Origin of the sequence: Chitinophaga oryzae, from assembly GCF_012516375.2 — a bacterium.
GTDB lineage: Bacteria > Bacteroidota > Bacteroidia > Chitinophagales > Chitinophagaceae > Chitinophaga > Chitinophaga oryzae.
Genome location: NZ_CP051204.2, coordinates 5285967 through 5298689, shown reverse-complemented (window position 1 = coordinate 5298689; position 12723 = coordinate 5285967). Strand labels below are relative to the sequence as shown.

The window sequence follows — 12723 nt, the reverse complement described above, 5'->3', positions numbered from 1 at the left end:
CAGCTCAATAGCATTAAACCCGTAAACATTCTACAATATTATGCAAAAAAGCACTTATCTGCTTTATGAACTCAGATCAAAGAATCTGTTAATGGCCCTGCCATTGCTTCTATTCCTCGCTGTCCTGCCGGTGGTGGGCAATAGCCAGGACCTCGCCACCTTGAAACTATCTGTCAGCGCGCAGAACGTAGGTATCAAGACAGCCTTGCGGGAGATACAACAGCACAGCAAAGTCCGGTTCTTTTATGGCAAAGATGTGGACCGCTATGATCATATTAAAGTCAGTCTCACCGGAAAAGAGAGCAACGTGCTGCAGGCTGTGGAGCGTGTGCTGAAGCCTACCGGCCTTCGTTATACGCAGAAAGGATATCATATTATGATCGATGAAAAACCCGCCGGCAGCATTTCTGCGCCCAAACAGGAGCAGGAAAAAGCGCCCGCCCGGCAGCAGGGCCGTATCAGCGGCAAGATCGTGGACGACCTGGGAAGACCCCTGATCGGCGCCTCTGTCCGTATCGCAGGCAGTAGCAGCCAGGCTACACAATCGGCCGCAGACGGGAGTTATATGCTGAGTGTCCCCGCGGGTAGTTATACTTTGGAAGTCAGCTACATCTCTTTTCAGTCCCAGCGTATTACAGGCGTGGTGATAAAAGACAACAGCATTACGCCGCTGACCGTGTCCATGAAAGTGGCCGCCAGTACTTTAAGCCAGGTAGTGGTGACGTCAGGGTACAAAAAGGCGTCCATTGCCGGCGTGTATGCCGGGCAGAAAAACAGGGCATCCATCAGCAACGGCGTATCGGCGGAACAGATCGCCGCCACGCCCGACCGTAATGTGGGAGAAGTGTTGAAGCGTGTCTCCGGGATCAATACGGCAGATAATAAATTTGTCATTGTACGCGGTATCGGTGAGCGATACAATGCGGCTTCGCTCGACGGTACCGCCCTGCCCAGCACAGAGGCGCAGAAGCGCAGCTTCTCTTTTGACATGATCCCCAACGCTATTGTCGATAACATCGTTGTGGTAAAAACGGTGACGCCCGATATGAACACCGGCTTCGGCGGGGGCGCTATCCAGATTAATACCAAAGACATTCCTACGGAAAACTTTATGACAGTGGGCATTGGTACTTCCATCAACGATCAGTCTACCTGTAAGGAATTTTTAAGTCACCAGCGTGGTAAGTACGATTACCTGGGTTTTGATGATGGCCGCAGGAGTTTTCCTAAAGACCTGAAAACGACAGCCAGCGTAGAGGAAATGGTAGCGCAGAGCAGGCGTTTTACAAACGACAATTTTACGGTGTATAAATACAAAGCAGCACCTGCGCAAAATTACCAGTTCGCCATCGGACAGGTGTATAAATGGAATGAAGCAAGACAGTATAAGTTTGGCTTTACCGGCGCACTCAGTTACCGGAACAATCAAACCATCAATAATATTGAAGAAATCCGTCGTGGAAAGTGGAACACGAATACCGCGATCGCTGCCAGTGGACATTCGTATGATTTTAATACGACGCTGGGAGGGGTACTTAACCTGGGGCTGCAACTGGGAAAGCACCGTTTGAGCCTGCGCAACACTTACACGCATTTGTATGATAATGCCTTTACGCGGATCAAGGGTGTCAATTCGGATAACGACTTCAACGAGCAACCCAACCAGATCCGGGAAACGGATGATCCGACTTTTACAACGCTGGTTCAAAACAAGCTGACGGGCCAGCATCAGTTACAGAAGACCAGAATAGAATGGGACGTCGCGCGGACAGGCATCGACCGCAAACAGAAAGATCTCGGTATCGCCACGCAGTCGCCCCGGGTTCTCGGAAACGACACCCTGTTTCTGTACGGTTACGGCCAGTTGTCGGGTCCGCGGTTTACGCCTGCATCGCGGCACAGCTATTCCAACAGTGAAACCCATTATTCCTGGAACGTATCCGCTTCGCGGCCATTCGATATTGGAAATTTCAGCAATACGCTCAAGGTAGGCTATTTCGGAACACAACGTTCCTCCCGGTTTGACTGGAAGATCCTGCCGTTGCTGGCGGATGATAAAGTATTTGATCCCTCTTTGTCCTATCTGCCTATTGGAGAATGGCTGAAGCCTGAAAATATGCGTGCTGACGGTTACCTGTTTTTGCTGGATGGCTGGGGCAATGACTATTACGCCGGAAAAAGCCAGAACCATGCAGGTTATGTGATGTTTGACAACCGGTTCAATAGTCAATGGCGTCTCGTATGGGGAGTGCGGGCGGATTATTATCAATATACAGAAATCAACAATGGTTCCAACGCAACAAAGCAGGGTGCAAACGGCATTTTCGATCTTCCCCGGGAAAAGAAATGGGAATGGCTGCCCTCCGCCAATCTGACGTATAGCCCTGTTAGTACGGTGAATATCCGGGCCGCTTACTCCGCTACGGTGGTGCGGCCTGAAATGATGGACAACAGCCAGTTCTTTCGTTACAGCGCTTTTTATGACGGCCTGGTAGGCAGCTTAGGGATCAGCAGTACCCGCATCACTAACTGGGATGTGAAGGCAGAGTGGTTTCCGGGGGCCGGCGAGGTACTTTCCATGGGAGGATACTATAAGTATTTTGACAAACCGGCAGAAATGATTGCGATAGAAACGCTGGATTTCGGATTCCAGTATACCCTGAAAAATTCCAATTGGGCCAGGGTATACGGACTTGAACTGGAGGCCCGCAAGGACCTTGGTTTTATCAGGGATGTGGCATTACTGCGCCACCTGACGCTCTATGGAAATCTGACGCTGCAACAATCCCAGGTAGAAGGGTTGTACCAGACAGGAGATAAAGATCCCGTTACCGGAAGACCGGTGATGGCCCCGATGGAGCAGAAGCGGGCGCTCTATGGACAGGCTCCTTACTTGTTGAATGCCGGCCTGCAATACCAGGATGAGCAATTGGGTTTCAATATTGTCTATAATAAATCGGGAAGAAAGACCTATTTCGTGACCACATCACCTGCCAATACAGAATATGAGCAACCACGGGCGCAGCTGGACGCACAGGTCAGTTATAAATTTTTAAAGCCCGCGCTGGAAATCAGGATCAACGGAGGTAACCTATTGAATGCTGCTTCTGTTTTTTACAACAACAGGGGCAGTTATGAGATGAATCCGGATGCAACAGATATCAGTAACAGCCAGCGGTTAAAAGCAGGGTTTACCGATAATTATGAAGAAGGCGATTTATATACGTTCAAACAGCGGTTCGGAAGGACCTTCAGCGCAACCATTACCTATAAATTTTAAGATCGTGATAAGGAAAATAAAAAAACAGTACTTATGTACAGCGGCAGGGGTGTTGATGCTGCTGATGACCGTCCTGCAGGCTTGCCGGAAAGGGGAGATGTTTAGTCCGTCTGCTCCGGCGGTGGTGGAAGTGTCTTTTGCCGGTTCCACCACGGTGCCGCTGGAATTTATCTATAACAATCTGGTAGTGGATAGCACCCGGGGGCCTTTACATGGTCTTCCTGCTCCATTTAAGTTAAATGTAACAGGTGGTGACCAAAAGGTGGCTGTCCGGGAAAAGGGAAAAACAGCGATACTGAAAACGTACGATATTCAAAAGGGAAGCTTTAAGCAGGAGTTTGGGATCTTTTATGACAACGGGAAAATATACGATGCAGGGGTTATCTATAATTTACAGATCTTATCCAAAAAAGATGGCCTGGATTTTTTCCTGGACGGCAAGCTGATTCACCAGAACCTGTATCCGGGAGCAACACTGCATGAACTGAAGGTGCCTATCGAAAAGGACAAGAAGAGGGAACTGACGGTGAGAAAAAGTGGAGAAGAAGCCGTGCTTGTGTCGAGGATGATAACGATAGCGGATGACAGTGCGGCCCTGAAATTTTATTTCGACGGGGAGCGACTGACAGAAAGTATGAAACTGCCGGCTTTGAAAAATCCCCAAGGCATGTTGCTGACCTTTCAGCTGTTTCCCGATGTGGAATTTGGTCAGACAGCTTTTCTGGGTGGAGATGTTGACATCGTTTTTTACACGCGGGACCAAATCACAGAGGAAGTAGAAAATCTGCAACCGGAACTCCGGGTGACCGTTCCTGCCGGTCAACAGTTCGCATCGGTGGAGTTGCCGCCACTTCCCGATGGAAAATTATATACCTGTGATGTCCTGAAAAGAGGAACCCATGAGATCGCCTATCAGAGTACCGTTCCCGGTTATACAGCCCGGCCCGGGCTTGGGAAGCATGGTGTTTTGCTTTTTTCTACAAGTGACATCGTATATTTTCTGCCAGGGCAGAAGGTGGTCTGTACGATTACTGCATATGAGGAGTTGGGTGGCACTAACTTTGACGAGATTTATATTACTCCTTTTGTTACCGGTTTTTTGGACAACTTTGTTGATATTGTCGAATAGCGCACCTATTTAATTCCTAACAGGCCGCGGTGCTCCGCTTTGCTGAGATCTGGCGGGGGGGGCGCCGTGTCTGTGCGTAGCAACAGTAACCGGAACTGCTCCCTGAAATCTAAAGACCCGGAGACTATACGGGAAACCGTAAAACGCTGCATAATTGTATCGCTATTTTTGTCCCGTACAACCAAATAATCCTCAGCATATGGACAACCAGGTACACTGCCCCAAATGTAATTCAACACAGATTACCGCCAACAAGAAAGGTTTCAGTGCTGGCAAAGCTGTAGTTGGCGCTCTTTTAACAGGAGGAATCGGAGTGCTCGCCGGCGGAATTGGAAGCGGTAAGGTGATTATCACTTGTTTGGCGTGTGGTCATCAGTTTAAGCCAGGAGCGAAAAAAGAGACTGCCGTGGAAGAGTATCATCGGCTGAAGGCAAATAGGGAGAAAATAGATGCTGAACGCAACAGGCAATCAGCCCTGGAAGAAAATCTTCGGAGGGATCTGGAACTACGCAATAATCCCGAAAAAAGAAAGGAGAGTAGAAACGCCGTCATTAGAACGGCAGGTCTCATCGTGTTTGCAGGCGCCGTCCTCTGGATACTATGGCCAATCGGCGGGTATGCCGTTATGGGATTCGGAGCACTGTTATTTATTGCGGCATTTGTTTAGCCGGGAACCGCCAAGGGTTAAGATATGGTCATTAATGTACAAGTTTTGCTGCTCTCTGATTTTATTTATATATTGCAAATAAGGCACTTGTACTAAAGCCCCCGAATGTCAGTTTGAACCCAAAGCAGCTTAGGGTTATCATCTGTACATCAAAATTTGACCAATCCTTATTGTAACGCCCAAAGCTGGTGCCCCCACTGGTTTTTAACGATCATCTCTGAATGCATTATCCCATGTCCCAAAAAGCCATTTCCTGTTTGAGTGTAGCCAAGCCCGAACATGCCCGGGAATTTTCCCCGTTTGACAGTAATCGAAAGGAGCCTGTATTTCATGATCGTTAAGGATGCCCCCAATGGACGGTCTGACATTTACGACACAAGCTTTTGGCCAGGACTGGGCGGCCTACCTGCATGACTATGGTGTGCCGGTACCGGCAAACGACTGGCTGCAAAAGACCATTACACAGGCTTTTGAGGCGATGACGCCGGAAGAAAAGGGGCTGCTGGAACGGTGGTTTGCCTTCCCGTCCCCTCAACCGGTGGAGGTTGTCCGGAGATTGCAGGAGCGGCTGTTTGATGCTATGCTGGAACCCCTGGTGACGCAGCGGCTGTCTGTCTTTTCCACCCGGGAGATATTTACTGAGGTTATCCGCTTCCGGAAGGAGCAGGAGCTTTGTTTCCTGGAGGAACAACGCAGCCGGGAAGCTGTTGCAGACATGCCGGATACCGGCGATACGATCATCGATATTTCCGGAGAGCCCGTTCCTATTGATTTTAGCGTTGATGCTGTTCCTGCGGTACCGGCGGATGGCCAGCCTTATGATGATAACTGGAAACTTGGCCATCAATACCAGGAGAAGCTGGGATTGAATACACAGGAAACTGCATGGCTGAATAAATTCTGGAATCCCTGTAATGCTTTCCTCGAAATGGAGGGATGCTGTATAGAGACGATCAGGCTTTACCTGCACTGTTTGAAGCAGCTCAATAGAGTGTTCGGGAAAAGAGGCACGACAATCGACCGTCAGGTGAAACAGTTCCAGGACCGTTACATACAGGGAAATAACAACACTTACACCATTAGTTATGAGCGTCAGAACCTGGAGACTCATATCTACCTGACTATTTTTAAAAGATCAGAAAATATTGTCAGGGAAATCTATCGGCATAAGCGAAAAATCAATAATGACTTCAATTATCCCGTTTTCGCCACTGATTTTGAGCAAACTTTCGGTAGTGCCGTCAATGAAATATTAGCCGGCGCAATGCATACGGTCGCGGCAGCGGACGACGGCACAGAGCTGCTGTTAAACGAATTGAACGTTACCCGTTGGAAAACGTTTTTCGATGAGATCATATCTGCGCTGAATAATAATAATGCGGAACAGATAGCGGAACAGCTGGACAGGCTGGGTGTTATGAACGAGAAGAACCCTGCGCTTGAAAACATCTACTTTGAAGCTTCGAGGGCCTTTGTAAAAGTAGACAAGGTAGCAGCTGTTACTTTTTATCTCAAATACCTGTATGCGGACCTTCACTCCGATAAGATTGACAACCGGCAGTTGACAAGATCCGTTCAGAAAAGTCTCTTTGCAGACCCGGAACAACTGGAGGCCTTCGAAAAAATAGCTAATGAGCTGATTGCCACCCGCAATTTGCCGGCCGCACTAGCTGCAGCAAAAAAAATTTATGAGAAGAAGAAAAAGAAAATAGAACTGGACGCCGGGGAAATAGCCGCCGTTCGCTCTCAGAGCGCAATAACCGTAGGCCGTTTGAGTGAAATATTGCAGGAGGAGGACGAAACAGCAGATGGGCAAGATGCCACCGTAATCCTGCAACTGGCGGCCACTGAGCCGGCTGACCGGCCGCTGCAGGACCCTTTCCTGATTGCCGGTGTACAGCTCAACATACATCAGCAGGAATTACTATCGCTGTTTAAAGATCATCAATATCAGCTGACCACCACAGAGGTAACCATCTATGCCAAAAGCCGGAACCTGTTCAGAAACCAGCTGGTGGAGAGCATCAATGATTGTTGTTACGAAGAGCTGGATGATATTCTGATTGAAGAAACGGAGGACCGGTATGAGGTAAATGAATTTTATTATCAAAAAATAATTAATCTATGTTAGGTGACATCAAACCAAAAGAAGCTACGGCTGTGATCAATTCTCTCCTGGGCGGCGTCGTGCCTAAAATAGGTGTTCAGCATATTGCTGTGGGCCGAACGGCAGAAGTAAATGCATTCCTTTCCGCACTGGATGACGTGAAGAATGGTCACAGTATGGTGAAATTCTGGATCGGGGATTTTGGTTCCGGAAAATCTTTCATGATGCATTTGCTGAATACGGTAGCCATCAAACAGAAGTTTGTGGTGGCCAATGCTGACTTCACCCCGGAGAACCGGTTGTATGCCAACGATGGAAAGGCTGTTGCGCTTTATACGGCTATTATGGATAATATTGCCATTCAGACCCGTCCGGAAGGCGGAGCACTGGCGGTGCTGCTGGAAAAGTGGATAGAGCAGGCCATTGCGGGGGCTGCACAGGAAGCAGGCATGACGCCGGATGTGGTCCGGCAGCCTGAACATGCGGAGGTGATCCGCCGGCATATCATGCGTACGATCAATAATATCACGGAAGTAGGAGGTTTCGATTTCGGGCTGGTAGTGACCAAATATTATGAAGGATACATCCGGGACGATGAACAACTGCGCAAAAACGCACTGCGATGGCTGAAAGGGGAGTACAATACCAAGACAGAAGCGCGGCAGGACCTTGGTGTCCGGGAAATTATCGACGATCAGAATTTCTATGATATGCTGAAAAACTTCTGTAAGCTGTTTGTCAGCATTGGTTATAGCGGTTTTATGATCAACCTGGACGAGGCCATTAACCTCTATAAGATCTCTACCACAGCGATGCGGGAGAAAAACTACGAAAAGATATTAGCTATCTACAACGACTGTTTTCAGGGAAAAATCGCTCACCTGTTTGTAAATATCGCCGGTACACGGGAGTTCCTGGAAAACGAACGGAGAGGTCTTTTCAGTTATCAGGCTTTAAAATCAAGACTCGAAACCAACAAATTTGAAACAGTCGGGGTGCGCGACTTCGCACAGCCGGTGTTGCGCCTGATGCCACTGAGCCACACCGAGATTTTTGTGTTGTTACAAAATCTTAAACAGATTTTTGATTTCAACTATAAAACTAATATACCGGTAGATGATAATGATATTCAATTGTTTATGGAGGAGATTTTTAATAAGCCGGGCGCCGGTGAATTCCTGACACCACGGGAAGTGATCCGGGATTTTCTGAATGTGTTGAGCATCCTTCGTCAAAATCCGGATATGGATAAACGAAAGTTGATCAATGATATCGAGATCACAGACGAAAGACCCCGGGAATCTTTACAGAACATTGAAGAAATCTAATGGCATACGAACTGTTATCTGAACCGGTACGCCGCTATATACGCGAGAAAAAGTGGGAGGCGCTCAGACCTATCCAGGATGCGGCTATTAAGGCAATCATGGGATCGGACGGGCACTATATCCTGGCCTCACGCACAGCTTCGGGTAAAACAGAAGCGGCTTTTCTGCCAGTGTTATCCAGTGTCGACTTCAGGGAGAAAGGAGTGCAGGTGTTATATATATCGCCGTTGATCGCGCTGATCAACGATCAGTTTCTGCGATGTGAAGCGCTTTGCCGGCATATGGACGTATTGGTAACTAAATGGCATGGAGAAGCCAACCAGTCGGGTAAGAAACGCCTGCTGGCCGATCCTCAGGGAGTGATGCTGATTACGCCGGAATCGATAGAAGCGATGCTGGTGAATCACCCCGGCAGGGCCAGACAACTTTTTTCCAACCTTAAATTTATTATCATAGATGAAATACATGCTTTTCTGGGAACAGATCGGGGAAGGCATCTGCAATCCCTGCTGTCGAGGATTTGCGGCCTCAAGGCGGGAGCGCCGGTAAGAATAGTAGGGCTGTCTGCTACAATTGGTGATGAGAATTTCCAGGTAGCAAAGCGGTTTATTGAAAATGTGCTGCCGGCGAAGGTATTAATCGACAGAACAGCAAAGGAAAATCTTGTTAGTTTAAAATTCAGTCACGAAGGAACTGAATTCTCCGTCGGATTTATTGAATCCCTGTACGAGTTGACAAAAGATAAAAAGGTATTGATCTTCCCAAATGCCAGAGGGCGGGCGGAGGAAATCGCGGTCAAGCTTTCCGGGACTGCCGCCAGGAAAAAAGGACATTCCTTTTATTTTTCGCATCATTCCTCTGTGGACAAAGACTTACGTGAGTATGTGGAAAATTTTGCCAGGACCAACGAACGCCACCCGTTTTGTATTTGTTGCACGTCGACACTGGAACTGGGAATTGATATTGGTACCGTGGACATGGTGGTGCAGATAGATTCCAGCAACAGCGTGGCGTCGCTGGTGCAACGAATGGGGCGCGCCGGCAGGAGAGAAGGCGCTAAAAGCGAGTTGTTGTTATATGGCACCCGGCCATGGACGCTTTTGCAATCGCTCGCCTGCTGGCAGTTGTACGAAGAAGGGTTCATGGAACCAATACCGGTGGCTGATAAGCCTTATGACCTCTTATTTCATCAGATACTGTCAATACTAAAAGAAACCAATGGTATCAGCAGCGCTTCATTAACGGAACGTTTAACCGCTAATCATGCATTTAAACAGATACCCGTGGCGGTTGTCAGCCAGTTGCTGGACTTTATGGTCCAGGCGGAGTATGTGGAGGTGTTAGGCCGGGAACTGATTGTAGGATATGAAGGAGAGAAGCTTACCAACTCTCAGGATTTTTACAGCGTGTTTTCCACCGACCGGCTGTTGAAGGTGATTCATGCCGGTAATACCATTGGGGAAATTCCCGATTCGCTTTCACTGGCAGAAGATGTGAATATTTATCTGGCGGCAAAAATCTGGAAGGTAAAACTAAAAGATACCCAGGCTGCTAAAATATTGGTGGAACCGGCGCATGATGGCAAAAAGCCGATATTCGGAGGCGAAGGGCCGGCCGTACATCCCCGGGTGAGAGCCAGGATGCTGGAAATTGTTTATCAGGATTTACCCGCCGGCATCATGGATGGGAAAGCTATTGAAGCCCTGGAAGAGCTGCGTTTTGAATTAAAACAGGCAGTGTTGACACCCGGAGAAATGGAGCGGCCGTATGTTGCCAAAGAAACCGGCTATCAGTATTATACGTTTACCGGTTCTGTGATTAACAGGACACTGGCGGTACTTTTGCAACTTGCCGATGTCCAATTCGTTTTTGATGACGATATGAGCATGTTTTCCATTGCCGGCAAAGCCTGGGAGCCGGCAAAATTGTGGCCGCACCTGGAAGTACAATTATCAGTGTTATGCAGTCTTGATCTTGATAGTTTGGAGAAACTGGGATTATCCTGTGCTTTCTTTAAATGGGGCCGGTATCTGCCGCCACCGCTGCAGGAAGAACTGATCCGCACCACGCTGCTGGACATTCCCGGCACCACCGCCTTCCTGCAACAGGTCAGATTCGTGACTTGCTGATATATCACCCGCTACACATATTAATTTCAGCGTATGTAGCCACCGTTCTAATTAAAAATACTATCTTACCTACGTTTTAAAATTTTTGAAAATGGCTATTAACTTACAAAAGGGACAAAGGATCGATATTGGGCTGTCCAGCATCAGCGTAGGACTGGGATGGGAGCCGAATGAAGGGACCGGCGCGGCTTTCGACCTCGACGCCTCTGCTTTTATGATCGATGACAACAGGTCGATCCCCGAAGAACGTTATTTTGTTTTCTATGGTAATACCGACTCTCCGGACGGCGCCCTGCATCATACCGGCGACGACCCCACCGGCGGCAACAGCGACGGCGGCGACGACGAAACCATTAAGGTAGACCTGAGCAAAGTAGATCCCCGCGTGAAGGAAATCCTGTTCGTTGTCACCATCCACGATGCCATCGCCAGAAGGCAGAACTATGGCCAGGTAAGAGATTCGTATATCCGTATTGTTGACAACGCTACCTCACAGGAAATCGCCAAATACGAACTGGGAGAAGACTTCTCCATCGAAACCGGCGTGGAATTCGGCCGCCTGTATTTAAAAGACGGTCAGTGGAAATTCGAAGCTTCCGGCAAAGGATACAAGGAAGACCTGGCATTTTTCCTCTCTAAATATTTCAAAGGACAGATCATTAAATAACCTGTATATGGCGATCAATCTAGTAAAAGGTCAAACTATCGACCTCCGTAAAAATGACCAGGGAGAAGAATTTGACCTCTCTACTGTCACCATCGGCCTCGGCTGGGACGTAAAACAGAAAAAAGCGGAAGGCGGCTTCTTCGGAAAAATTTTCGGAGGAGGACAGAAAGAAGAAGAATATGACCTCGACGCAGTGGCTTTCCTGCTGGACAACAACGGCAAAGTGGCGAACCTCGGCCGCACCGTGCAAACCCGCGACGGCAGGAGCCAGGGGCTGTACGAAGGCGACGTGGTGTTCTTCAACTCGCAAAAACACCCTTCCGGCCATATCTGGCTCACCGGCGACAACAGGACCGGCGCAGGTGACGGCGATGACGAACAGATCATCATCAAACTCAACCAGATGGACCAGCGTTATGACAAAATACTGTTCATGGTGACCATCTACCAGGGCCGTGCCAACAACCAGCATTTCGGGATGATCGAAAACGCGTTTATCCGCGCCGTAGACGCCAGAGGCAAAGAAATCGCCAAATACAGCCTGTCCGGCGACAGCACCTACAATGGTATGTGCTCCATGACTTTCGCGGAAATCTACCGTAAAGATGGCGCCTGGAAATTCAGAGCCCTCGGTAACCCGCACCAGTCAGACAGCTTCGTGGATGAACTGAAGAAAATGGTGTACTCCTGAGTCCCCGGATATATAACTGTAGCAATGTTGTTAACCCTTATCAACAGCAGCGCTTTAACCAATTTATTTTATGAGAAGACTACCTGTATACCTCTTACTGGACACCTCCGGCTCTATGAGCGGAGAACCGATAGAGGCCGTGAAGAATGGCGTTCAGATAATGATCAGCTCATTACGACAGAATCCGCAAGCCATCGAGACTGCATTTATCAGCATCATCACCTTTGACAGCACCGCCAGGCAAGTCGTGCCGCTGACAGACCTGGCCTCTTTCCAGATGGCCGATATCCGCGCCACCGGCACCACCTCGCTGGGCGAAGCCCTGCAGCTGGTCAGCCAGTGCATGGACAAAGAAGTGGCTAAAACCACTGCCGAACAAAAAGGCGACTGGAAACCACTGGTGTTTATTATGACCGACGGCGTGCCGACAGATAACTGGCAGAGCGGCCTCGCCGCCTTCAAACAGCGCAAAACGGCGTATACCGTGGCCTGCGCCGCCGGTCATAGCGCCGACACCGCTGTGCTCAAACAGATCACCGAAAATGTGGTCAGCCTCGATACGGCCGACAGCGCCACCATTTCCCGCTTCTTCGCCTGGGTGACCGCCTCCATCGGCGTAACCTCCACCCGTGTGGAAGACTCCGGCAAAGAAGTGACCGGCCTGTCCGAACTGCCGCCACCACCCTCCGAACTGAATATTGTAGTGTAAGCCTTTAATACACCTA

At 48.9% G+C, this 12723-nt stretch carries 9 protein-coding genes; all 9 read left to right on the top strand.

The genetic code is table 11. From position 1 onward, the window contains the following. Positions 1-40: 40 nt before the first annotated feature. The 9 genes from HF324_RS21070 (at position 41) to HF324_RS21030 (ending at position 12707) form a co-directional block, all read left to right on the top strand. Positions 41-3280 carry a TonB-dependent receptor domain-containing protein gene (locus HF324_RS21070; RefSeq protein WP_168860736.1) on the top strand — a complete coding sequence of 1080 codons (3240 nt, stop codon included), beginning with the start codon at positions 41-43 and terminating at the stop codon, positions 3278-3280. Then, a complete protein-coding gene (locus HF324_RS21065; RefSeq protein ID WP_168860735.1) occupies positions 3204-4409 on the top strand; it encodes a hypothetical protein in 1206 nt (401 codons plus the stop codon). Before HF324_RS21070 ends, HF324_RS21065 begins: the two co-directional genes overlap by 77 nt. A gap of 199 nt (positions 4410-4608) precedes the next feature. Further along, positions 4609-5076 (top strand): hypothetical protein, encoded by a 468-nt coding sequence (locus tag HF324_RS21060; protein WP_168804370.1) that lies wholly within the window; start codon positions 4609-4611, stop codon positions 5074-5076. A gap of 352 nt (positions 5077-5428) precedes the next feature. Beyond that, complete coding sequence (locus tag HF324_RS21055) at positions 5429-7207, top strand: tellurite resistance TerB C-terminal domain-containing protein (RefSeq protein WP_168860734.1); 1779 nt, start codon at positions 5429-5431, stop codon at positions 7205-7207. Beyond that, positions 7201-8511, top strand: a complete 1311-nt coding sequence (locus HF324_RS21050) for an ATP-binding protein (RefSeq protein ID WP_168804368.1) — start codon at positions 7201-7203, stop codon at positions 8509-8511. Before HF324_RS21055 ends, HF324_RS21050 begins: the two co-directional genes overlap by 7 nt. Continuing rightward, entirely contained in the window at positions 8511-10640 is a 2130-nt protein-coding gene (locus tag HF324_RS21045) for a DEAD/DEAH box helicase (RefSeq protein WP_168860733.1), read from the top strand. The genes HF324_RS21050 and HF324_RS21045 overlap by 1 nt, the downstream gene beginning before the upstream one ends. A 91-nt stretch (positions 10641-10731) precedes the next feature. Continuing rightward, entirely contained in the window at positions 10732-11307 is a 576-nt protein-coding gene (locus tag HF324_RS21040; RefSeq protein WP_168804366.1) for a TerD family protein, read from the top strand. A gap of 7 nt (positions 11308-11314) precedes the next feature. Beyond that, positions 11315-11998, top strand: coding sequence for a TerD family protein (locus HF324_RS21035; protein WP_168804365.1), 684 nt, complete (start codon positions 11315-11317; stop codon positions 11996-11998). A 70-nt stretch (positions 11999-12068) separates the two neighbouring features. Continuing rightward, a complete protein-coding gene (locus tag HF324_RS21030) occupies positions 12069-12707 on the top strand; it encodes a vWA domain-containing protein (protein ID WP_168804364.1) in 639 nt (212 codons plus the stop codon). Positions 12708-12723: the final 16 nt, after the last annotated feature.